Origin of the sequence: Pseudomonas sp. NPDC087598 (assembly GCF_044743525.1) — a bacterium.
Classification (GTDB): Bacteria; Pseudomonadota; Gammaproteobacteria; order Pseudomonadales; family Pseudomonadaceae; genus Aquipseudomonas.
The window spans coordinates 31,229-53,232 of the sequence record NZ_JBIUWQ010000008.1; the positions used below are offsets into that span (position 1 = coordinate 31,229).

The 22,004-nt window shown below is 59.0% G+C and carries 21 protein-coding genes, 1 tRNA gene and 1 riboswitch; of the genes, 16 read left to right on the forward strand and 6 right to left on the reverse strand.

The window, feature by feature from the left end:
• Position 1: 1 nt before the first annotated feature.
• The 4 genes from ACIOWE_RS06710 to ACIOWE_RS06725 all read right to left on the reverse strand — a co-directional run bounded on the left by ACIOWE_RS06710 (position 2) and on the right by ACIOWE_RS06725 (position 3,148).
• Entirely contained in the window at positions 2 to 856 is an 855-nt protein-coding gene (locus ACIOWE_RS06710) for a hypothetical protein (protein ID WP_401388909.1), read from the reverse strand.
• Between the two features lies 1 nt (position 857).
• Positions 858 to 2,102 (reverse strand): glycosyltransferase family 4 protein, encoded by a 1,245-nt coding sequence (locus ACIOWE_RS06715; RefSeq protein WP_401388911.1) that lies wholly within the window; start codon positions 2,100 to 2,102, stop codon positions 858 to 860.
• Between the two features lie 196 nt (positions 2,103 to 2,298).
• Positions 2,299 to 2,706, reverse strand: a complete 408-nt coding sequence (locus tag ACIOWE_RS06720) for a hypothetical protein (RefSeq protein WP_401388914.1) — start codon at positions 2,704 to 2,706, stop codon at positions 2,299 to 2,301.
• 178 nt (positions 2,707 to 2,884) lie between these two features.
• The gene (locus tag ACIOWE_RS06725) at positions 2,885 to 3,148 is read right to left on the reverse strand and encodes a hypothetical protein (protein ID WP_401388917.1); all 264 of its coding nucleotides are present in this window, start codon (positions 3,146 to 3,148) and stop codon (positions 2,885 to 2,887) included.
• Between the two features lie 282 nt (positions 3,149 to 3,430).
• A riboswitch (guanidine-I (ykkC/yxkD leader) is annotated at positions 3,431 to 3,531 on the forward strand.
• 64 nt (positions 3,532 to 3,595) lie between these two features.
• Between ACIOWE_RS06725 and ACIOWE_RS06730 the strand changes: the two genes are divergently transcribed.
• From ACIOWE_RS06730 to ACIOWE_RS06805, 16 genes are all read left to right on the forward strand, one after another.
• Positions 3,596 to 4,663: a putative urea ABC transporter substrate-binding protein gene (locus tag ACIOWE_RS06730; RefSeq protein WP_401388919.1), complete on the forward strand. Its 1,068-nt coding sequence runs from the start codon at positions 3,596 to 3,598 to the stop codon at positions 4,661 to 4,663.
• Between the two features lie 18 nt (positions 4,664 to 4,681).
• Positions 4,682 to 5,497, forward strand: coding sequence for an ABC transporter permease (locus ACIOWE_RS06735; RefSeq protein ID WP_127926184.1), 816 nt, complete (start codon positions 4,682 to 4,684; stop codon positions 5,495 to 5,497).
• Positions 5,494 to 6,282 (forward strand): ABC transporter ATP-binding protein, encoded by a 789-nt coding sequence (locus tag ACIOWE_RS06740; RefSeq protein WP_401388923.1) that lies wholly within the window; start codon positions 5,494 to 5,496, stop codon positions 6,280 to 6,282. The genes ACIOWE_RS06735 and ACIOWE_RS06740 overlap by 4 nt, the downstream gene beginning before the upstream one ends.
• A gap of 13 nt (positions 6,283 to 6,295) precedes the next feature.
• Positions 6,296 to 7,021 carry an urea amidolyase associated protein UAAP1 gene (locus ACIOWE_RS06745; RefSeq protein ID WP_401388926.1) on the forward strand — a complete coding sequence of 242 codons (726 nt, stop codon included), beginning with the start codon at positions 6,296 to 6,298 and terminating at the stop codon, positions 7,019 to 7,021.
• Positions 7,022 to 7,032: 11 nt separating this feature from the next.
• Entirely contained in the window at positions 7,033 to 7,674 is a 642-nt protein-coding gene (locus tag ACIOWE_RS06750; protein WP_401388928.1) for an urea amidolyase associated protein UAAP2, read from the forward strand.
• Positions 7,675 to 7,954: 280 nt separating this feature from the next.
• A complete protein-coding gene (gene uca / locus ACIOWE_RS06755; RefSeq protein ID WP_401388931.1) occupies positions 7,955 to 11,587 on the forward strand; it encodes an urea carboxylase in 3,633 nt (1,210 codons plus the stop codon).
• A gap of 25 nt (positions 11,588 to 11,612) precedes the next feature.
• Positions 11,613 to 13,385 (forward strand): allophanate hydrolase, encoded by a 1,773-nt coding sequence (gene atzF, locus ACIOWE_RS06760; protein WP_401388934.1) that lies wholly within the window; start codon positions 11,613 to 11,615, stop codon positions 13,383 to 13,385.
• A 200-nt stretch (positions 13,386 to 13,585) separates the two neighbouring features.
• Positions 13,586 to 15,073, forward strand: coding sequence for a diguanylate cyclase (locus tag ACIOWE_RS06765; protein WP_401388937.1), 1,488 nt, complete (start codon positions 13,586 to 13,588; stop codon positions 15,071 to 15,073).
• The gene (locus ACIOWE_RS06770; protein WP_401388940.1) at positions 15,066 to 15,296 is read left to right on the forward strand and encodes a cysteine-rich CWC family protein; all 231 of its coding nucleotides are present in this window, start codon (positions 15,066 to 15,068) and stop codon (positions 15,294 to 15,296) included. Before ACIOWE_RS06765 ends, ACIOWE_RS06770 begins: the two co-directional genes overlap by 8 nt.
• Positions 15,297 to 15,329: 33 nt before the next feature.
• Positions 15,330 to 16,022: a pseudouridine synthase gene (locus ACIOWE_RS06775; RefSeq protein WP_401388942.1), complete on the forward strand. Its 693-nt coding sequence runs from the start codon at positions 15,330 to 15,332 to the stop codon at positions 16,020 to 16,022.
• 316 nt (positions 16,023 to 16,338) lie between these two features.
• Complete coding sequence (locus ACIOWE_RS06780; RefSeq protein ID WP_401388945.1) at positions 16,339 to 17,223, forward strand: alpha/beta fold hydrolase; 885 nt, start codon at positions 16,339 to 16,341, stop codon at positions 17,221 to 17,223.
• Between the two features lie 157 nt (positions 17,224 to 17,380).
• A tRNA-Gly gene (locus tag ACIOWE_RS06785) sits at positions 17,381 to 17,454 on the forward strand.
• 280 nt (positions 17,455 to 17,734) lie between these two features.
• A complete protein-coding gene (locus tag ACIOWE_RS06790; RefSeq protein ID WP_007957952.1) occupies positions 17,735 to 17,914 on the forward strand; it encodes a type II toxin-antitoxin system HicA family toxin in 180 nt (59 codons plus the stop codon).
• Between the two features lie 34 nt (positions 17,915 to 17,948).
• On the forward strand, positions 17,949 to 18,356 hold the full coding sequence (locus tag ACIOWE_RS06795; RefSeq protein WP_401388948.1) for a type II toxin-antitoxin system HicB family antitoxin: 408 nt from the start codon (positions 17,949 to 17,951) through the stop codon (positions 18,354 to 18,356).
• Between the two features lie 259 nt (positions 18,357 to 18,615).
• Positions 18,616 to 19,344, forward strand: coding sequence for a class I SAM-dependent methyltransferase (locus tag ACIOWE_RS06800; RefSeq protein WP_401388951.1), 729 nt, complete (start codon positions 18,616 to 18,618; stop codon positions 19,342 to 19,344).
• A 140-nt stretch (positions 19,345 to 19,484) separates the two neighbouring features.
• Complete coding sequence (locus tag ACIOWE_RS06805) at positions 19,485 to 20,723, forward strand: VWA domain-containing protein (RefSeq protein ID WP_401388954.1); 1,239 nt, start codon at positions 19,485 to 19,487, stop codon at positions 20,721 to 20,723.
• 89 nt (positions 20,724 to 20,812) lie between these two features.
• Here ACIOWE_RS06805 and ACIOWE_RS06810 read toward each other — a convergent pair whose 3' ends face one another.
• On the reverse strand, positions 20,813 to 21,391 hold the full coding sequence (locus ACIOWE_RS06810) for a TerD family protein (protein ID WP_401388957.1): 579 nt from the start codon (positions 21,389 to 21,391) through the stop codon (positions 20,813 to 20,815).
• A 27-nt stretch (positions 21,392 to 21,418) separates the two neighbouring features.
• Positions 21,419 to 21,994, reverse strand: coding sequence for a TerD family protein (locus tag ACIOWE_RS06815; protein WP_401388960.1), 576 nt, complete (start codon positions 21,992 to 21,994; stop codon positions 21,419 to 21,421).
• Positions 21,995 to 22,004 lie beyond the last annotated feature (10 nt).

Consider the following 22,004-nt stretch of genomic DNA (forward strand, 5'->3'; position numbering starts at 1 on the left):
GTTACTTCCTTGTAATAACAGAGCATGAAAGATAATCACTGAGAAACTTGAGCATCTCAGGTGCTTCGCGTAATGACGATAGACCGAGACTTACGCTACCGTGACCCCCAGCAAAGTAAAAGTTATCCAGATTCATGGTGCAAAAAAAGTTTAATTTGCCAAAATCCAAAGCTTCCAATTCGGCTCTGCTGAACTTTGCCATTTTCTCGTCAGTAAGTTGTTCCTCGGAAGCCGGACGAATCAAGCCGTCACAGTCTATCAACCGAGGGGTTCCATCACGCCGCGGCCAGCCCGTGATGACAAACGTTCTAACGGAATCCTCATTCTTGAAGTGCGGCGGCGGAGCATCCAGCCAAATCTCCAACCCCGGATAATTTTTTAGTTTAACAATCAACTCATCCGGCCAGTTGACGTGCCGATAGCCCCGCTCATGAGGTTCGGTAGTTTCTTTTCTTGTATAAAGCCCGGCGGTCACTTTATAAAGACGCCAACTTTCAGGAATGGACTTCAGGCTCTGATCCTGGTACCGGCGGACCCCCGTACCGGTCCACCAGAAATGGCCCTTGAGAGTATTGGCCAGACACGCTTTTTTATTCGCCAATTCCGGCATGCCAACATTAAACTCCGGGACCAGAGTCTTATCCACATAGCTGCCGCCCAGTATGGGCACCTGCTTCATGCTCGCCAGCTTCTTTTGACAGGCCTCCTGATCCGCGTAATAGATTGCCATTGCCTCGGCGATTTCTTCTTCACGAATATAAAAATCTACTACGCAATAACAGACATAAACAAACAAGCCATACTTCAACAACTTCTTAAACCATTTAACCAATTGCTTACGCGAAATCCGGAGCATTTCAAATCTCCCTGTCAAACTGAGGAGCAGGCTGTTTCTTCAGATGGCCGGACGTCGCACTTTCAAATAACTCGAAGTATTGTTTCGTGCCGTACTCCACATCAAATCTGCTCGCCGTCAACTTCGCAGAGCTGCGAAGGCAGTCGTACTCATCAACGGATTTAAGGACTTTGGCAATGCGTTTGGCGATACTTTGATGATCGAAGAAGTCCACCAGCATTCCATTGTGACCATCGACGATCACCTCCCTTACCGGAGCCGTATCTGACGCCACTACCACACACCCAGCCGCCATCGCCTCCAGTAACGACCACGACAAAACAAACGGATACGTCAAATAAACATGAACCTTTGAACACTCCAGAACCGTCCGGTAAGTCTGGTAAGAAAGCTTCCCTGTGAAATGAACGGTGGAATGATCGAAACTTACCTCTGCCTCCATTCTGCTGCGCCAATTTGCATAGCCAACCGGCTTACACCCGTAACTGACATCATCACCGCCCACTATGATTATCTGCACATCGGGACACTCAGCCTGAATATGCGGGATCGCTCGCATAAAACTGTGAAACCCGCGATAAGGCTCAAGATTCCTTGCGACATAAGTAACGATCGGTTGCCCAGCTCTCAGTTCGACGCCATTGGGCAACCTGACGGCCCCAACTTTCGCCAAGTGAGAACTTTGAATGACGCCCTCGTGAATAACCCGAATGGCCGACTGATAAGCGGCCGGAAACAGACTGCGCTGCCACCGTGTAGGTGCAATGGCAATGTCACATTGATCGAGATTCAAAAGATGCAGCGAATTGAGCACTCGCAGCCTTGATGACTCTCTCGTGGCTCGCGGGAATTCAGGGTCGAACCCGAAATCCGCGCCCCGCGCTCGATAGTAATATTCGCAATAGTGAATAAGCGGCGTGTCAGGATAGACATCCTTGACGAAGAGCGTTTCCCCCCATCCGGGATGAGCGAGAATCACGTCTGGCCGATAACCCGAATGTTTCAGCCTGCTCAGAATCTGAAAAACCTTCTGTCCATCAATAACCGCTTGTTCGTAACGGGCCAGATAGGGATGAATATCGCCTGGTGCTCTGCTGGCAGCTCGGTATCGATATATTTTCACCTGTGCGATACCCGGCGCCGTATCCCGACCTATCGCCAAAACCTCATAACGCCTGTCAATCGCCGCCAGCACCACATGACGGAACTGGCCCGGAAAGTTTTGGTGAATCACAAGAAGCTTCATAGCGGCATCGTCCTTTTATTCGCCGCTATTGAACTGAGTTTTGCTCACCCCGATCGGCAGGAACAAACGCTAACAAATGCAAGGAAATGAAACTGTAGGAAGCGTCTGGGAATACCCTAGGAGAAGGCTAACGGGACGACTTTTCGACGGGCATAAAAAAGCGGCGCTCAAAGCGCCGCTTTTTATTTGCCAGTGATTACCAGCGATTGCCCCGTCCATTGTGGTCGCCACGACCGCTGTGGCGGTCGTAGTTGCCGCGACCGCGATGATCGTTGTCCCAGCCGCCGCGACGATGGCCGTCCCAGCCGCCACGATCATTGCCATGCCAGCGACGGCTTTCGTAGTAGCGCGGCGCAGGTTGATAGTAGCGTGGTGCCGGCTGGTAATAGCGCGGTTGCTGGTAGTACCGTGGAGCAGGCTGGTAGTAGCGCGGAGCCGAGTAATACGTGCTGCCGCCGCTGTAGTAAGTGCCACCTGTGTTGTAGTAAGCCGGTGCGGGTGAGGTGTAGACCTGTGAGCTGTAATACGAGTCCGCGTAGGAATACGGGACGCAACCGGCAACGGAAAACATCAACGCAGCAAGCAGAAGAATTCGTCTATACATGGCGGCCTCCTGGACCGCGGGTAGCCACACCAGCGACGCTGGCAGGCGTCAGTCGTTTATTCGGTGACTGACGAAAAATCAGACAGCGTTTTCGGCATCTGGTGCGTTCCTGCAACAAGTTGAAACAAGTGATTCATGAAACCTTGTTCATCCGCCAACGCCGTCATTCAGCCGCTGATTAGTGGTGCCCACCGTGGTATCCGCCGCCGTGATAACCCCGTCCGTAATACCCGCGATAACCGTATCCGCCGTAGTAATAACGCGCGCCGCCGTAGTAACGCGGGCCGTAATAACCACCGTAGTAATAAGGCGAGTAATAACCGGGTGAGTAGTAAGTAGCGGGATAACCATCGTAGGGGCCGGCGTAGTAATAACAGCCAGACAAGCCCAGGCCGAGCACCGCTCCCAGCAGCACTCGACGCAACGTTTTGTGAATAAGCATGGCGGCCTCCTGAAAGACCTGCGACATTAGTCGGCACAGACCGGCTGACAACTGATTTGACTGGCAATCCGCTGCCGAGTGCCAACGGCGCCAGACCATCGGATCAGCGGCAAACACGCTGCACGACGGTGCAGCCGCGCACCAACACAAAGCGTCGCCCGCGCCTCGCGACCAACCGGTTCAAACCTAACCCCCGTGCCAGAGGGCTCGACGCAACTTGGCACGCCTCTCGCTTTAGCAAACCCGTGCAGGAGTCATCACAGGTTTGCGGCACCACAATTTGCAATGGCTGACTAGGGTTCCGGCTCGCAATCGCGAGTGGCTGGTCCGAGAGTTGGCGACCTCCAGTTGAGGTTACACGGCGGGACAAAAGCCCGGGAGACAAGCCACCGTTCGCGGTGCCGCGTTGCCTTCCTGTCCGCCCTTGATCAACTGGAGAAGCCCATCATGTCCCGACTACGTTTACCCGCCCTGCTCGCCGCCGCCTTCGCCGCGCTCATCAGCACCCAATCCCCCGCCGCACAGAAAGACCACTTCAGCGTCTGCTGGACGATCTATGCCGGCTGGATGCCATGGGAATACGCCGGCAGTCAGGGCATCGTCGACAAATGGGCGAAGAAGTACGGGATCAAGATTGATGTCGTACAGCTCAACGACTACGTCGAATCGATTAACCAATACACCGCCGGCCAGTTCGACGGCTGCACCATGACCAACATGGACGCACTGACCATTCCGGCTGCCGGCGGCGTCGACAGCACCGCACTGATCGTCAGCGACTTCTCCAACGGCAACGACGGCATCGTCCTCAAGGGCGACGGTAAAAAGGTCACCGATCTCAAGGGCATGGACGTCAATCTGGTCGAGCTGTCGGTCTCCCACTACCTGCTCGCCCGCGCACTGGATTCGGTGGATCTGACCGAGAAAGACCTGAAAGTGGTCAACACCTCCGACGCCGATATTTCCGCCGCCTTCAACACTGAACAAGTCAACGCCGTGACCACCTGGAACCCGATGCTCTCGGATATCAAGGCCAAACCCGGCGTCACCGAAGTGTTCAATTCCAGCCAGATCCCCGGCGAGATCATGGACATGATGGTGGTCAACAGCGCCACCCTCAAAGACAACCCGGCGCTGGGCAAGGCGCTGACCGGGGCGTGGTTCGAAGTCGTCGATTTGATGAACGCGAAAAACGCCGCGAGCAAAGCCGCACTGGAGCACATGGCCAAGGCCTCGGGCACCGATCTGGCCGGATTCCAGGCGCAACTCGACACCACCAGACTGTTCGCCACACCGCGTGAAGCCCTGACCTTCGCCACCAGCAAACAACTGCCGGAAACCATGCGCAAAGTTGCCGAATTCTCGTTCCAGCACGGCTTGCTCGGTGAAGGCGCGAAAGACACCAGCGCAGTCGGCATGGCCTTCGCCAACGGCGTGACCAGCGGCGACACCGGCAACCTCAAGCTGCGTTTCGACCCGACCTACGTGCAGATGGCCGCCGACGCCAAGCTGTAAGCCACGGAGGATTTGGCCATGCGCCTGATCAATCGCCACCCCGATCGCCCAAGTCGCCTGCTGCTGGTGATCCTGCCGTTCGCGCTGCTGCTGTTTGCCTACTTCATGGGCTCGGCCGAGCGACTGGCGGACAACCCCAACGACAAACTGCTGCCCAGCGCCGTGCAGATGACCGACGCGGTCAAACGTCTGGCCTTCAATGCCGACAGCCGCACCGGTGATTATCTGTTGTGGCAAGACACGGCTTCGAGTCTGCGGCGCCTGGCTATCGGCCTCGGCATCGCTGCGCTGGCCGGGCTGTGCCTGGGCATCGCTGCTGGCACGCTGCCGTTGTTCGGCGCGCCGTTGTCGCCCCTGCTGACGGTTTTGTCGATGGTGCCGCCGCTGGCGATCCTGCCGATTCTGTTCATCGTTTTCGGCTTGGGCGAATTGTCGAAAGTCATGCTGATCGTGATCGGCATCACCCCGGCACTCGCCCGCGATCTGGAACAGCGCGCCCGGGAAATCCCTGTCGAACTGCTGATCAAGGCACAGACCCTCGGCGCTTCGACCTGGACGCTGATGTTGCGCGTGGTGCTGCCGCAACTGTTGCCGCGCCTACTGATCTCGTTGCGGCTGATGCTCGGCTCGGCGTGGCTGTTCCTGATTGCCGCCGAGGCGATTGCCTCCACCGACGGTCTCGGTTACCGGATTTTCCTGGTACGGCGTTATTTGGCGATGGACGTGATCCTGCCATACGTGGTGTGGATCACCCTCCTCGCCTGGCTGATGGATTGGGGTCTCAAGCACCTGACCCGGCGCGCCTTCCCCTGGTATGAGGGGGCCGCCAAATGAGCTTCATCACGGTGAAAAACGTCTGGCAGCAATACGCCGACCAAGTGGTTTTGGAAGGCTTGAATCTGCAAGTCAACGAGGGCGAGTTCTGCACGCTGGTCGGTGCGTCCGGTTGCGGCAAATCGACCTTTCTGCGCCTGCTGCTCGGCCAGGAAAGCGCCAGTCGCGGCGAGATTCTGCTCGACGGTCAACCGCTGGCCAGCGAACCGGACGCCAGCCGTGGCGTGGTCTTCCAGCGCTACTCGGTATTCCCGCACTTGAGCGTGCTCGACAACGTCGCCCTCGGCCTCGAACTGCCGCGTGCGCCGCTGCTCGGTCGGTTGTTCGGCCGAGCGAAAAACGACGCCCGCGAACAGGCCTCGGCGCTGCTGCACAAAGTCGGCCTCGGCCATGCGCTGGACAAGTACCCCGCGCAACTGTCCGGCGGCATGCAGCAACGGCTGGCGATTGCTCAGGCGCTGATCATGAAACCGCGCGTGTTGCTGCTCGACGAACCGTTCGGCGCCCTTGATCCGGGCATCCGCAAAGACATGCACGCGCTGTTGCTGGAACTGTGGCGCGAGACGCAACTGACGGTGTTCATGGTTACTCATGACCTGTCCGAGGGCTTTAGCCTCGGCACCCGTCTGCTGGTGTTCGACAAGGTTCGCCTCGACCCGCATGCCCCCGGTGCCTACGGCGCCCGCATCACCTACGACATCCCTTTGAACAGCGACCGCCGCGCCCAACGCGCCGCCGTCGAAGCCTTGCCGGTAGCACTGGCGGGCGCACTTCGAACCGCTTGAGAGGACTGCTCCGATGACTGATTCGACCCAACTGTTTCCACCCTTCGCCGAAGAAATGCTCCCCGGCGGTGGCCACCGCTCGTTCGTATTGAAGCGCGGCCAATTGCTGCGCCTGACCGATCTGCGCGGCGGTGCCAATGTCAGCCTGACCTTACTCAACGCCAACGAAAAAACCGAACGGCTGAACCTGCCCGACAGCCTCAAATGCCAACACACCGCCAAACTCACCACCGGCCATTGCCTGTACTCGGACATGGGGCGCGTGTTGGCCGCGATCACCGCCGACACCTGCGGCTGGAGCGACAGCCTTGGCGGTGTGCTTTGTGCTGAAGAGGTCGCGGATAAATACGGTCAGGGCCGCTATCAGGAACTGCGCAATGGCTTCTTCCGCAACGGCACCGACAACCTGCTGGTGGAACTTGGCAAGTGGGGTCTGGGCCTGTCCGACCTGCTGATGACCCTCAACCTGTTCAGCCGCGTAAACGTCGATGAGGCCGGGCGATTCCATTTCGTCGAGGGCAATTCGAAGGCCGGCGACTACATCGAACTGTATGCACCGATGGACACGCTGGTGGTGCTCACCGCCCTGCAACACCCGATGGACCCGTCGCCCGACTACGCGCCAAAACCGCTGAAGCTGAGCTGGATGAACGCCGACGCCAGCGTCGCCGAAAACTGCCGCACCTCGCGCCCGGAGAACGAGCGCGGTTTTACCAACACTGACCGTTTGTTCGCCTGAGGATCGCAGCCATGTCACTTGCTATCGCCACTGCTCAAAAGAATCCCGACGCTGCGGTGTACCGCGCCACCATTCCGGCCGGTGAACCGTGGCTGATGGAGGTCAAGGCTGGCCAGACCTTGCGCATCCTTGATCTTGAGGGCAATCAGGCCGTCGACACCTTGTTCTACAGCGTCGCCAATCCCAGGGAACGCTACGACGTGCAGCGCACACTGCGTCGCCAGAACAGCGTCTACCTGAGCACCGGCAGCGTGCTCTATTCCAACCTCGGCAAACCGATGCTGACCATCGTCGCCGACACCTGCGGCCGTCACGACACCCTCGGTGGTGCCTGCGCGCAAGAGAGCAACACCGTGCGCTACGCCCTGGAAAAACGCTACATGCACAGCTGCCGCGACAACTACCTGCGCGCCTGCGTCCACGATGGCCGACTGGGCAAAAGCGACATCGGCCCGAACATCAATTTTTTCATGAACGTGCCAGTCACGGCTGACGGTGGACTGACCTTCGAGGACGGGATTTCTGCGCCGGGCAAGTACGTCGATTTGCGTGCCGAGATGGACGTGATCGTGCTGATCTCCAACTGCCCGCAACTGAACAATCCGTGCAACGCCTACAACCCGACACCTGCGGAGCTACTGGTATGGAACTGAAAATCAGCCGCCTACGCCGTTGGCTTTTCGCCCTGTGCCAGGCCCGTTCCGGCCAGTGCCTGAAATCCCCCAAACACCCCTGAACCCTGTGGGAGCTGGCTTGCCAGCGATGGCGTCGGCACAGCCAACATTGATGATGACTGACACACCGCCATCGCGGGCAAGCCCGCTCCCACAAGGTCAACGGTGACTTTCGAAATTGTGATTCCGCCGTCGGGGACGACCCTGGCGCTCATCGAAAAACTGCGGGACGGCCCGCATCCCCTTCAGGGGTTTTGCCATGTTCGAAAAAGTCCTGATCGCCAACCGTGGCGCCATCGCTTGCCGCATCCTGCGCACGCTGCGTGACTTGCAGGTGCGAGGCGTGGCCGTGTATTCCGAAGCCGACGTCGCCAGCCTGCACATTCTGCAAGCTGATGAAACCCACAGCCTCGGTGAAGGTGCCGCCGCCGGCACGTACCTGGCGGTGGATAAAATCCTCGCCGTCGCCAAAGCCAGCGGCGCTTCAGCGATTCATCCCGGTTACGGATTTCTGTCCGAGAACGCTGCGTTCGCCGAGGCCTGTGAAGCGCAGAACATTGCGTTCATCGGCCCGACACCCGAGCAACTGCGGGTATTCGGCCTCAAGCACACTGCCCGCGCCTTGGCCAGACAACATGGCGTACCGATGCTCGAAGGCTCCGAGTTGCTCGACAGCCTCGACGCCGCGCTGATTGCCGGCGAACAAGTCGGCTACCCGGTAATGCTGAAAAGCACTGCCGGCGGTGGCGGCATCGGCATGCGTGTGTGCCGCAGCGCCAGCGAACTGAGCGAATCGTTCGAAGCGGTCAAACGCCTTGGCCAGAACAATTTCAGCGACGCCGGGGTGTTCATCGAGAAATACATTCAGCGCGCCCGGCACCTGGAAGTGCAGGTGTTCGGCGACGGACACGGCGAGGTGATTGCCCTCGGCGTGCGCGACTGCTCGGTACAGCGGCGCAACCAGAAAGTCCTTGAAGAAACCCCGGCGCCGAACCTGCCGGAGGGCATGGCGGATGAACTGTGCGCGGCGGCGATCAAACTGGCGAAAGCGGTGAATTACCGCAGCGCCGGCACCGTCGAATTCGTCTTCGACAGTAATGCGCAGCGTTTCTATTTTCTTGAAGTGAACACCCGTTTGCAGGTTGAGCACGGCGTCACCGAACAGGTCTGGGGCGTCGATCTGGTGCGCTGGATGATCGAACTGGCGGCGGGAGATCTGCCGCCACTGACGCAGCTGTATCGAGCGTTGAAACCCGAAGGCCACGCCATTCAGGCGCGGTTGTATGCGGAAGATCCGGGCCGTGATTTTCAACCGAGCCCGGGCCTGCTGACGGCGGTGCAGTTTCCGCCAGCCAACGGCATTCAGTTGCGCATCGACACATGGGTCGAGGCCGGCTGCGAGATTCCACCGTACTTCGATCCGATGATCGCCAAGGTCATCAGTTGGGCACCGAACCGCGAACAGGCACGCGCCGAACTGCATCAGGCACTCGGCGAGAGTCTGTTGTATGGCGTCGAAACCAACCGCGACTATCTGCGGCAGATTCTCCTCGACACGCCGTTCGCCAGCGGTGAGCCGTGGACCCGTTGCCTGGAGAATCTGGTCTATCGCGCCAACACCTTCAACGTGCTCAGCGCCGGCACGCAAACTACCGTGCAGGACTACCCCGGCCGCCTCGGTTACTGGGCCGTTGGTGTGCCGCCCTCGGGGCCGATGGACAGCCGCGCGCTGCGCCTGGGCAATCGCCTGCTCGGCAATGCCGAGGGTGCGGCGGCGCTGGAAATCACCATGAACGGGCCGTTATTGCGCTTCAATTGCGACGCCGTGGTGGCGGTGACAGGCGCGTCGATTGCCCTGAGCCTTAACGGTGAAGCGGTGCCGATGAACACCGCATTGCTGATTCAGGCCGGAGCGACATTGCAACTTGGCAGCATCAGCGGCGCCGGAGCGCGCAGTTATCTGTGCCTGCGCGGTGGCTTGCTGGTGCCGGATTATCTGGGCAGCAAAAGCACCTTCACCCTCGGCCAGTTCGGCGGGCATGGCGGTCGGGCATTGCGTGCCGGCGACGTGTTGCACATCCCTGCCCTGACCGACCGGGACTGCGGCCAACAACTTACAGAACATCACATCACTGCGTTACCGGCAGTCCGGCAGATTCGTGTGATTTACGGCCCGCATGGCGCGCCGGAATACTTCACCGAAGACTACATCGGCACCTTCTTCGCCACCCAGTGGGAAGTGCATTTCAACTCCAGCCGCACCGGTGTGCGACTGATCGGCCCGAAGCCGCAATGGGTACGCGCCGACGGTGGCGAGGCCGGGTTGCATCCATCGAACATTCACGACAATCCCTACGCCATCGGCGCGGTGGATTTCACCGGGGACATGCCGGTGATCCTCGGCCCGGACGGCCCGAGTCTTGGCGGGTTTGTCTGCCCGGTGACGGTGATCGAAGCGGACCTGTGGCAACTGGGGCAGCTCAAGGCTGGCGACAAGATCCAGTTCGTCCCGGTCGACCTCAAGACCGCCCGAGATCTCGCCTTGAAATGGGATACCTGTGGGAGCTGGCTTGCCAGCGATGGGGCCCGACCAGACACCGCATCAACTTCATCGCTGGCAAGCCAGCTCCCACAGGGTTTGGTGTCGCCTGTGGTGTTGGAGTTGGGTCAGGATGATCGGCGGCTTGTGGGGCGACTGTCCGGAGATACGCATTTGCTGCTGGAAATCGGCGCGCCTGAGCTTGATCTGGTTCTGCGCTTTCGCGCTCACGCCCTCATGCAGGCACTGGAAAGCAAAGCCCTGCGTGGCGTGATCGACCTCACCCCGGGCATTCGTTCGCTGCAAATCCACTACCAGCCCGAGCAACTGCCGCTGGCCGATCTGCTCGGCATCGTCGCCGGCGAATGGGACGCCGTGTGCGCCGCCAAAGACCTGCAAGTACCCTCGCGCATCGTTCATCTGCCGTTGTCCTGGGACGATCCGGCGTGCCAGTTGGCCATCGAAAAATACATGACCACCGTGCGCAAGGACGCGCCGTGGTGCCCGAACAATCTGGAGTTCATCCGGCGCATCAACGACTTGCCCAACCTCGACGAAGTGCAGCGCACGGTGTTCGATGCAAGCTACCTGGTCATGGGTCTGGGCGACGTCTACCTCGGTGCGCCGGTGGCCACACCGCTGGATCCGCGCCATCGCCTGGTCACCACCAAATACAACCCGGCGCGCACCTGGACAGCGGAAAACTCGGTGGGCATCGGCGGCGCTTACATGTGCGTCTACGGCATGGAGGGCCCCGGTGGTTATCAGTTTGTCGGGCGCACGTTGCAGATGTGGAATCGCTATCGCGAGGTCGGCGCATTCGACGGCAAACCGTGGCTGCTGCGCTTCTTCGACCAGATCCGTTTCTATCCGGTCAGCGCCGAGGAACTGCTGCGCATCCGCCGCGATTTCCCCCTCGGACGCTTCGATCTGAACATCGAACACAGCCAGCTCAACCTCGCTGATTACCAGGGCTTTCTTGATCGTGAAGCCGAGAGTATTGGCGCCTTTCGTCGCCAACAACAGCACGCGTTCAACGCCGAACGCGAACGCTGGATCGCCAGCGGTCAGGCGCATTTCGACAGCGAAGAAGCCGTGGTCGAATCCACCGAAGAAGCGCCACTGGCCGTCGGTCAGAAGAGCATCGACAGCCACATCGCCGGCAACCTCTGGCAGGTGCAAGTCGAGGCTGGCAGCCGTGTTGCCGCCGGCGATGTGCTGGTGATTCTCGAGTCGATGAAGATGGAAATCCCCGTGCTTGCGCCGATGGCTGGCGTGGTACGCGAGATTCGCGTGCAACCGGGTTCGGCGGTGCGCGCCGGGCAACGGGTCGTGGTGCTGGAACTCGACTGAACCCTCTCTGGAAAAGGATCAACTGATGAATCTGCAACTCGATGTTCTGCGCCAGGCCTACCGCGACGGCACGACCACACCGCGCAAACTGCTGCCGTTGCTGCGGGAGAAAGCCGCCGCGCTGAACCCTGACTATCACCTGTTCATCCACCTGCTCAGCGTCGCCGAACTGGAGCCGTATCTCGCCGCGCTCGATGGCCGCGAAATCGAAAGCCTGCCGTTGTACGGCGTGCCGTTCGCGATCAAGGACAACATTGATCTGGCCGGCATCGCTACCACCGCCGCGTGCCCGGCGTTCGCCTATGTGCCGGAACGGTCGGCGACCATCGTCGAGCAACTGATTGCACTGGGGGCGATTCCGCTGGGCAAGACCAACCTCGACCAGTTCGCCACCGGCCTCAATGGCAGCCGCTCGCCGTATGGCGCTTGCCCCAACAGCGTATTGGCGGAATATCCGTCCGGCGGCTCCAGTGCCGGTTCGTCGCTGGCGGTGGCATTGGGCGTGGCGAGTTTTGCCTTGGGCACCGACACCGCCGGTTCCGGTCGAGTGCCGGCGGCGCTGAACAATCTGGTCGGGTTGAAAGCCAGTAAAGGGCTGATCTCCACCGCAGGCGTAGTCCCGGCATGCCGCACCCTCGATTGCGTCACGACCTTCACGGCGACGGCGCGTGAGGCCAGTCAGTTGCTGGCGCTTACCGCCAGACTCGATCCCCGTGATGAATACAGCCGCCGCAATCCGGCATGGAACGATGGCTCGGCATTCGGCACGCCACGGCCGTTTCGCTTCGGTGTGCCGCGTGCGCAGGATCTGCAGTTTTTCGGCTGCGTCGAAGGGCCGCTGTTGTTCGGCGACGCCATCGACCGCCTCAAGGCCTTGGGCGGCGAAGCGGTCGAACTCGATCTATCACCTTTTCTCGAAGCGGCGCGGTTGCTCTACGAAGGGCCGTGGGTCGCCGAACGTTACAGCGTCGCCGGTGAGCTGATGGAGCAAAATCCCGAGGCGGTTTTGCCAGTGATCCGTGCGGTGCTGAGCAAAGCGCCAGCGGTGAACGGCGTACAAACCTTCCGTGCGCAATACCGTTTGCAAGCGCTGAAGGCCCTGTGCGATCAGGCACTAGAAGGCCTCGACTGCGTGTTGACGCCCACCATTGGCCGTCCGGTGACGCTGGCGGAATTGAACGCCGAACCGGTGCTGCGCAACTCCGAACTGGGTTACTACACCAACTTCATGAACCTGCTCGATTACGCCGCTGTGGCCGTGCCCAGCGCGTTCATGGCCAACGGTTTGCCGTGGGGCGTAACCTTGTTTGGCCGGGCGTTCACCGATCAATATCTGCTCGGCGTGGCGGATGCCTTGCAGCGCCAGCAGGACTCGGCGCTACCAATCCCGACAAACGTCGCACGCCATGACCGTGCGCGCATCGTCGTGTGCGGCGCGCATCTGCAAGGGTTGGCGTTGAACGGGCAACTGACGCAGCGCGGTGCTCGATTGATCGAAGCGACTTACAGTTCACCGGACTATCGACTGCACGCTCTGGCCGGCGGCCCGACGCTGCGTCCGGGGATGGTCAGGGTCAAAGACGACGGCGTGGCGATTGCCGTGGAAGTGTGGGAGTTGCCGAGCAGCGAATTGGGCTCGTTCCTGACCGGGATTCCGGCACCGCTGGGATTGGGCAAGGTTCAGCTTGCGGATGGGCGTTGGGAGAGCGGATTTATCTGCGAGCCATATGGATTGGAAGGTGCACAAGACATCAGCCATTTGGGCGGATGGCGGGCATATCTCAAATCCCTGACCTGACCGCGCGCCCTGTAGGAGTAAGCCTGCTCGCGATGGCGGTGTAGCAACCACATCGTCGGTGAATGACACCCCGCCATCGCGAGCAGGCTCACGCCTACAAGGGAAATACCGGAGCGACCATTCGCGCCGCACATGGAGCAGTTATTTCCGCGCAGTGCCACTAGAATGCTAGCCATCGGGCCACTGCCAACGGATCTGCCATGCCGCTTCGTTCTCCGCTGTATTCCCAACGCTCACTGGTACTGACGCTGGTCGCCCTGCTCGGTGCCGGTTTTCTCGCCACGTCGCTGCTCAGTTACTACGCTTCGCGCGCGTCGATTCGCGACAACATCGTCAACACCGAACTGCCACTGACTTCCGACACGGTCTATTCGGAAATCCAGAAAGATCTGATCAGACCGATCCTGATTTCCTCGATGATGTCCCGCGACACCTTCATGCGCGACTGGGTGGTAAACGGCGAGCAGAATCCCGAGCAGATGACCCGCTACCTCGACGAGGTCATGACCCATTACGGTGCCTATACCGCGTTCTTCGTTTCCAACAGCACCCTCACCTACTACCACGCCAAAGGCGTGCTCAAGCAGGTCAGAGTCGATGAGCCACGCGATGCCTGGTACTTCCGCGTGCGCGACATGAAAGACCCGTACGAGATCAACGTTGACCCGGACCTGGCCAACAAGGACAACCTGACCTTCTTCATCAACTACAAGGTCTACGACTACCACAACCGCTTTATCGGTGCGGCCGGCGTGGGTCTGACCGTAGATGCGGTGATCAAGTTGATCGACAAGTATCAACAGCGTTATCAACGCAGCGTGTACTTCGTCGACACCTTCGGCCGACTGGTGCTGACCGGTGTCGAGGGCGGGCCTGAAGGCGCGCATATCGGCCAGAGTCTCGGTGAACTCGAGAGCATGAAGAGCCTGGTCAGTCAGTTGCCGAAACCACACAGCGGCAGCTACGAATACTCCGCCCATGGCCAGGGGCATTTTCTCAACGTGCGGTTTATTCCGGAGTTGAACTGGTACCTGTTCGTCGATAAACGCGAGGATGGCGCACTGAGTGAAATCCGCCAGTCGCTTTATCTCAATCTGTTGATCTGCCTGTTGGTGACGTTGATTGTGTTGGCGCTGCTCAACCGCGTGATCAAACGGTTTCAATCGAAGATCCAGGCCCAGGCCACCCTCGACAGCCTCACCGAGTTGCCCAACCGTCGTGGCTTTGATCTGCTCGCCGCACAAGCCTTGCACGAAGCGCAGCGTGAGACCAAACCGCTGACGGCGCTGCTGCTGGATCTCGATCACTTCAAGGCATTGAACGACACCTACGGGCACATGGCCGGTGATCAAGTGCTGATCGGGTTTGCCCGCGACCTGCAAAGTTGCCTGCGCCATGCCGATATCGTCTGCCGCTGGGGCGGTGAGGAATTTATTGTTTTGCTGAAGGACACCGACGGCGACACCGGTCAGAAAATTGCCGAGAAGATCCGCCAGCACGTCGAACAGCACGAATATGCCTACAACGGCCACAGCCTGAATCTGACCGTGAGCATCGGCGCCACCACCCTGCAACGCGATGACACCTTGCACAGCCTGCTGTCCCGGGCCGATCATGCGATGTACCGGGCCAAACAAACCGGCCGCAATCGCACCTGCGTGGAACTGCCTCACTCGACTTATGCCTGACCTCAGCGAAAAACCCGACCATTGCCCGGCTTGCGGCGCCCGTAACGACTGCAGCCTGGCCTACCCGCGCACTGCCGACCGCGAATGCTGGTGCTACGGCGTGAGCATTGACCCGGCCGTGCTCGAAGCCTTGCCGCCGGAGTTGCGCAACAAATCCTGCCTGTGCCCGCGTTGCGCGCAGGTCGAGGCGCAACTGCAAGCGGGCAAACGGCCGATCCCGTAAGATGCGCGGCCCTTCACCCACTGAACTCTGAACATGCGCGTCGACCGTTTCCTCAGCAACCTGCCCCGCTACAACCGTCAGCAGGTTCGCCTGTTGCTGGTGGAAAAGCGCGTGCGTGTTGACGGAAAAGTCGTCAGCGATCCGCACAGCGAAGTGCTGGAATTCAGCCGTGTCGAAGTCGATGACGAGGTGCTGCAACTGGGCAAACCGGCGCGTTACTTCATGCTGCACAAACCGCCGGGCTGCGTCAGCGCCACCCGCGATCCGCAACATCCGACCGTACTCGACCTGATCGATGAACCGGACAAGGACGATCTGCACATCGCCGGGCGCCTGGATTTCAACACCACCGGCTTGATGCTGATCACCAACGACGGCACCTGGTCGCGACGTCTGACCCAACCGCAAACCAAACTGCCAAAAGTCTATTACGTCGAAACCGAACAGGACATTGGCGCGGAATATGCGATCACGTTTGCCGAGGGCATCTACTTCGCCTTCGAAGACCTGACCACGCAACCTGCACAGTTGGAACTGCTCGGCCCGAGGTCGGCGCGCCTGAGTATCGTCGAGGGTCGCTACCATCAGGTGAAGCGCATGTTTGGCCACTTCAACAACAAAGTGCTGCGCCTGCACCGCGAATCCATGGGCCAATTGCGGCTGGATGACGCGCTAAAACCGGGCGAGTACCGCGCTTTGCGCACCGAAGAGATTCATTTGTTCTAAGCCCGCGACCGCTCAGCAGAACTTGTCGAACAATTTACCAACGGCACTTGCGCGATCCCGACTCCCCTGCTTGAATCAGGACGCCGGCCAAATTGTGACCGATGAGTCACAACATACTTCCAAGAAACTTTTTGCCGGTCGTCAGCCCTCTGGGTTGCGCCTCAGCCGGCAGACTGCCCGCCAATAACAATACCCGTCGACCGCAGTCATGGATCGACATGGGCCAAGCAAATTCCAGGCGTATGCCTACCTGTCACAAAGCTCGTGCAATCTCTTTTTGCGCGCATACCCGCTTGCTTGCCAGGAGTCTTATGACATGAGGCCAGAAATCGCTGTGCTGGATATACAGGGTCAGTATCGGGTTTACACGGAGTTCTATCGCGCAGACGCCGCAGAAAAGACCATCATCCTGGTCAACGGATCGATGGCCACGACTGCGTCGTTTGCACAAACCGTGAAAAACCTGCACCCGCAATTCAACGTGGTCTGCTACGACCAGCCCTACGCGGGCCGGTCAAAAGCGCACAACCGCCACGAGAAACATCTGACGAAAGAAATCGAAGGGCAGATCCTGCTGGAACTGATCGACCACTTCGCCGCCGAGCACGTGCTGTCGTTCTCCTGGGGCGGCGCCGCGACCCTCGTTGCCCTCGCGCACCAGCCACGGCGCATCGAGAAAGCCGTGATCAGTTCGTTTTCGCCGGTGATCAACGCGCACATGCTCGATTACCTGGAACGCGGCGTCGACTACCTTGGCCAGCGCGACGGCGACCGGGTCGGCCATCTGGTTAACAACACCATCGGCAAACACCTGCCGTCACTGTTCAAACGCTTCAACTATCGCCACGTCAGCAGCCTGGCCGAGCACGAATACGGGCAGATGCACTTCCACATCAGTGACGTGCTGCACAGTGACCGTCAGTGCTATTTGAACGCAGCGAAGAAAATCAACGTGCCGGTGCTGTTTCTCAACGGTGAATGGGACGAATACACCGCCGCCGAAGATGCGCGTCTGTTCGGCAATCATGTGAAGCAAAGCACGTTCACCACCGTGCAGGCCACCGGGCACTTCCTCGACATGGAACACAAAGCTGCCTGCCGCGATAGCCAGAACGCCCTGCTCGGCTTCTTGAAACCGGCGCAGCAGGCGAGCCGAACGCGTTACTCGTTTGTTCAGGATCAACATGCATTGGCCATTTGAAAGCGTGTCATCGCGAGCAAGGCTGTGGAGCAAAATTTTCGTGAACGAAAGCCACAGCGCTTGCCCGCGACTGACCGATTACTCTGCTGTAACGCCATACGCACAAAAGAAAACTTCAAATCCGTGGCCGAGTCTGGTACAAAGTCAGCCGCTCTGAGCGGGTGTCGTATAATGGCATTACTCCAGCTTCCCAAGCTGATAACGAGGGTTCGATTCCCTTCACCCGCTCCAATCGAATTTTTGTCTCACGTCGTGCTTTTGACGGGGGATGCAGGAACAGAAAAAAACCGGCCTTGATGGCCGGTTTTTTTGTGCCTGGAAAAAGATCCATGACTGATTTTCGAAGCTACGCAAAACGCCGCAACACACTCTCCATTCCCTCGTCGCCTCCCTATCTAGACTGTTTCAAGCCACTGAACTGACTTCGGCCCCCTACCGCTCGGTAGTTATAGTGTTGATCGCAGAAAATCAGTAGGTATAGTACCCACCAATCACACCACAAGGAGGTGTTGTGAATAGCCGTTTTTTAATCGGCCAACTCGTTGCAGACGGTTGGTATTTAGTGCGAGTCAGAGGCAGCCATCATCACTTCAAGCATCCGACCAAACCTGGACTGGTAACGGTGCCGCATCCGAAGAAAGATCTGCTGAAGAAAACGGCCATCAGTATTTTGCAGCAGGCGCTGCTTTGACGCTCTCAGTCGACGGCACCCTGGAGGAACGAACATGCTCTACCCGATTGCGATTTCAATAGGTGATGAGGAACACGCCTGGGGCGTGGAAGTACCGGATATTCCCGGCTGCTTTTCGGCGGGCGATGATCTGGATGATGCCGTTGCCATGGCCCGCGAAGCCATCGAGGGGCATTTCGAGATTCTGGCCGAAGACGGTGCACCGATACCGCCTGCCAGCAAACTCGGCGTGCACGTGACCAATCCGAAGTACGCGGGTTGTGCATGGGCAGTGGTGGATATTGATGTCGTGAAGTATTTGGGCAAGGCGCAGAAACTCAACATCACACTGCCGGGGCATTTGCTCAATCGCATTGATGAATATGTGTTGCATCACCCGGAGGAGAAAAGTCGTTCGGGGTTTCTGGCTTCGGCGGCGTTGAAGGTTTTACAACAAAGTTGACGTTTCCTGAGCATCAGATTTATGGCGAGGGTGCTAGCTCCCTCGCCATAGGCTTTCAAAGAACCGGCGAATCTTCCAACATTACAGTTCCCCAACACTCCACCGGTTCCCACGTTCCCCCCATACCCGCTAGCATTTCCCCATCGACCACCACCCTCCCCCTGCGCGGCCATCGACGAATACGCGTTTTCACTTTCGAGGGACTTTCAATCGCGGTCACTGCGCCGCTGACGACTGAACTCAAAAGAGCACTTCACCCATGACTCAAAACATCTACGACGATCCCGGTTTTTTCCACGGCTATAGCCAGATGAACCGTTCCATTGGCGGCCTCGATGCAGCGCCGGAGTGGCCGGCACTGAAAGCGTTGTTGCCCTCTCTGCACGGTTTGAATGTGGTGGATCTGGGTTGCGGTTATGGCTGGTTCAGCCGCTGGACCAGTGAGCACGGCGCGGCGCACGTGCTGGGGCTGGATGTCTCGGAGAAGATGCTGGAGCGTGCGCGGGAAACCACCTCGGCGGCGAACATTCGCTACGAACGCGCTGATCTTGAACAGCTCGACTTGCCCGTGTGCAGCTTCGATCTGGCCTACAGCTCGCTGGCGCTGCATTACATCAAGGATCTGCCGGGGCTGTTTGCCCACCTCTATGCCGCGCTGAAACCGGGTTCGCGCTTTGTGTTTTCCATTGAGCACCCGATCTTCATGGCACCGCGCAAACCCGGCTGGCTGATCGACAGCGAGGGGCACAAGCGCTGGCCGCTGGACAGTTACCAGATGGAAGGTGAGCGGGTGACGAACTGGCTGGCCGACGGTGTGATCAAGCAGCATCGCACGGTCGGGACATTGCTCAATTCGCTGATCGCTGCCGGCTTCACCCTTCGCCACCTCGACGAATGGGGCCCGAGCGATGCCGAAGTAGCGGCACAACCAGCGCTGGCGGAAGAGCGCGAAAGGCCAATGATGATGCTGGTGGCGGTGCAACGCTGAGGCCGAATCTTTCAACCGGCCAGCCCGGGTTTTAGAGTGATAATGCGCGGGCGATTGAATCGCCCGCTTTTTATTGGCCAGCAGAACATCCAGCGCACCCAAACGTGCGCCGAGGCAGTACCCACACTCAAGGAAGCAAGATGCAGATCACCCAGGGACAACGGCTACCACTGTCAAACATTCTTCAGGGGCAATCGCTCACACTCGCCGTACAGATTCAGTCCAGCGATGTCATCGATTTCGTCTGCTTCGGCGTCGACGCGCAGGGCAAGCTTTCCGACGATCGCTATATGGTCTTTTTCAACCAGCCGAGCACACCATGCGCCAGCGTGAAAATAGAAAATCAGGGCCGTTTTCAAATCAACCTGGCGCAGTTGCCCGCGACGATTGACCGTTTGGTATTCACCGCCTCTATCGACGGCGCCGGGGCGATGAGCACAATCGGCGCCAGCCAATTCACCGTGTCCAACCCTGCAGGGCAAGCCGTCGCCCAGTGCGCGTTTTCCGGCGCAACGTTCAGCGCCGAAAAAGCCATCATGGTGGCCGAGTTGTATCGAAAGAACGGCGAATGGCGCCTGCTCTCGAACCTGCAAGGGTACGCGCAAGGCCTGGATGCGCTGGTGAATCACTTCGGTGGCGAAGTGGTCGAAAGCCCTGCACCAACTCCTGCGAAAGTCTCTCTCGAGAAAAAAATTGCAGCGGCCGCGCCGCACCTGATCAGCTTGGCCAAAAAAGCGCAGATCAGCCTGGAGAAAGCCAACCTCACCCAAACCAAGGCCCGGGTAGTGCTGGTGCTCGACGCTTCCGGCTCGATGAACCATCAGTACGCCAAAGGCCGGGTCCAGGAAGTCGTTGACCGGTTACTGCCACTGGCGGTGTCGTTCGATGAGGACGGCGAACTCGATTGCTGGGCGTTCGCCGCCAAGCCATTGCGCCTCTCGCCAGTGACCTTGAGCAATCACAAAGCCTTCATCGATACCGACAATAGCGGCTGGAAAAAATGGGAGCTGGGCAGCCGCATCAATGACGAGCCCAAAGTCATTCAGAAAGTTCTGGAGCAGTTTCAGCAAACCAATGACGGCACGCCGATGTATGTCCTGTTCATCAGTGACGGCGGCGTATCCCAAAGCACCAAAATCACCCGCCTGATGGTCGAGGCCGCCAACCTGCCGATCTTCTGGCAATTCGTCGGGCTCGGTGGCCACGGCTACGGCATTCTGGAAAAACTCGACACGCTACCGGGGCGCGTGGTCGACAACTGCGGTTTCTTTGCCCTGGACGATCTGCACGACATCTCTGAAGAGCAGCTCTACGACATGTTGATGGCTGAGTTCCCGATCTGGCTCAAGGACGCCAAGGCCAAAGGCATCATTCGCTGATTCGCCTGCAACTCGACGGCAATCGCTGAATCCTGAACGACGGACAAGAAAAAGCCCCCTCATGAGGGGGCTTTCTCAACCCTTGCGGGTTAGCCGATGCTCACACCGTGGGCTTCAGCCAGAGGCTTCAGGCCGCCAGCGAAACCCTGGCCGATCGCCTTGAACTTGAACTCTTCACCGTTGCGGTACAGCTCACCGAAAATCATCGCGGTTTCGGTGGAAGCGTCTTCGCTCAGGTCGTAGCGAGCCAGCTCTTTACCGTCAGCCTTGTTGACCACACGGATGTAGGCGTTCGATACCTGACCGAAGCTCTGCTTGCGTGCTTCAGCGTCGTGGATGGTCACCGAGAACACCAGCTTCTTCACAGCAGCCGCCAGGCCGTTGAGCTTGACGGTGGCTTGTTCGTCATCGCCTTCGCCAGCGCCGGAGCGGTTGTCGCCCATGTGCTCGACCGAACCGTCGGCGGATTTTTTGTTGTTGTAGAAAATGAAACCGTTGTCGTCGAGCACTTTGCCGTTTTCACCGACGATGAAAATCGAAGCATCCAGGTCGAACTCGGTGCCGTCAGTGACACGCGGATCCCAACCCAGGCCCACGATCACTTCGGACAGGCCCGGAGCTTCTTTGGACAGCGAAACGTTGCCACCTTTGGACAGACTTACAGCCATGTTCACATTCCTTTTGTTGGGGGTTGGTTAAAAGTTCATACCGTAGGAGTTGGCCAGGGCGCGCAGGCCACCGGCATAACCCTGACCCACGGCGCGGAATTTCCACTCGCCGTTGTGGCGATACAGTTCAGCGAAGACCATCGCCGTTTCGGTCGAGGCGTCTTCAGCCAGGTCGTAGCGGACCACTTCGGCACTGGTCACGTCATTGACTACGCGGATGAACGAGCCACCCACCTGACCAAAGCTCTGTTTGCGCGATTCGGCGTCGTGGATGGTGACGACAAAAACCACTTTTTCCACGTCAGCCGGAACACGGCTCAGGTCGACCTTGATCACTTCGTCGTCGCCGTCGCCAGCACCGGTACGGTTGTCACCGGTGTGTTCAACCGAACCGTCCAGGCTTTTCAGTTGGTTGTAGAAAATGAAGTCGGCTTCGCTGCGGACCTTGCCGTTCGCACCCAGCAGAAGAGCGCTCGCGTCCAGGTCAAACTCTGCGCCGTCAGTGGCGCGCGGGTCCCAGCCCAGGCCAACCAGAATCTTGCTCAGGCTCGGGTCGGTTTTGGTCAGCGACAGGTTTCCACCTTTGCTAAGAGACAGTGCCATGGGGTATTAC

Coding starts and splice junctions, on each gene's coding strand:
- ACIOWE_RS06710 (WP_401388909.1), bottom strand. CDS start 856: ATGCTCCGGATTTCGCGTAAGCAATTGGTTAAATGGTTTAAGAAGTTG.
- ACIOWE_RS06715 (WP_401388911.1), bottom strand. CDS start 2,102: ATGAAGCTTCTTGTGATTCACCAAAACTTTCCGGGCCAGTTCCGTCAT.
- ACIOWE_RS06720 (WP_401388914.1), bottom strand. CDS start 2,706: ATGTATAGACGAATTCTTCTGCTTGCTGCGTTGATGTTTTCCGTTGCC.
- ACIOWE_RS06725 (WP_401388917.1), bottom strand. CDS start 3,148: ATGCTTATTCACAAAACGTTGCGTCGAGTGCTGCTGGGAGCGGTGCTC.
- ACIOWE_RS06730 (WP_401388919.1), top strand. CDS start 3,596: ATGTCCCGACTACGTTTACCCGCCCTGCTCGCCGCCGCCTTCGCCGCG.
- ACIOWE_RS06735 (WP_127926184.1), top strand. CDS start 4,682: ATGCGCCTGATCAATCGCCACCCCGATCGCCCAAGTCGCCTGCTGCTG.
- ACIOWE_RS06740 (WP_401388923.1), top strand. CDS start 5,494: ATGAGCTTCATCACGGTGAAAAACGTCTGGCAGCAATACGCCGACCAA.
- ACIOWE_RS06745 (WP_401388926.1), top strand. CDS start 6,296: ATGACTGATTCGACCCAACTGTTTCCACCCTTCGCCGAAGAAATGCTC.
- ACIOWE_RS06750 (WP_401388928.1), top strand. CDS start 7,033: ATGTCACTTGCTATCGCCACTGCTCAAAAGAATCCCGACGCTGCGGTG.
- uca (WP_401388931.1), top strand. CDS start 7,955: ATGTTCGAAAAAGTCCTGATCGCCAACCGTGGCGCCATCGCTTGCCGC.
- atzF (WP_401388934.1), top strand. CDS start 11,613: ATGAATCTGCAACTCGATGTTCTGCGCCAGGCCTACCGCGACGGCACG.
- ACIOWE_RS06765 (WP_401388937.1), top strand. CDS start 13,586: ATGCCGCTTCGTTCTCCGCTGTATTCCCAACGCTCACTGGTACTGACG.
- ACIOWE_RS06770 (WP_401388940.1), top strand. CDS start 15,066: ATGCCTGACCTCAGCGAAAAACCCGACCATTGCCCGGCTTGCGGCGCC.
- ACIOWE_RS06775 (WP_401388942.1), top strand. CDS start 15,330: ATGCGCGTCGACCGTTTCCTCAGCAACCTGCCCCGCTACAACCGTCAG.
- ACIOWE_RS06780 (WP_401388945.1), top strand. CDS start 16,339: ATGAGGCCAGAAATCGCTGTGCTGGATATACAGGGTCAGTATCGGGTT.
- ACIOWE_RS06795 (WP_401388948.1), top strand. CDS start 17,949: ATGCTCTACCCGATTGCGATTTCAATAGGTGATGAGGAACACGCCTGG.
- ACIOWE_RS06800 (WP_401388951.1), top strand. CDS start 18,616: ATGACTCAAAACATCTACGACGATCCCGGTTTTTTCCACGGCTATAGC.
- ACIOWE_RS06805 (WP_401388954.1), top strand. CDS start 19,485: ATGCAGATCACCCAGGGACAACGGCTACCACTGTCAAACATTCTTCAG.
- ACIOWE_RS06810 (WP_401388957.1), bottom strand. CDS start 21,391: ATGGCTGTAAGTCTGTCCAAAGGTGGCAACGTTTCGCTGTCCAAAGAA.
- ACIOWE_RS06815 (WP_401388960.1), bottom strand. CDS start 21,994: ATGGCACTGTCTCTTAGCAAAGGTGGAAACCTGTCGCTGACCAAAACC.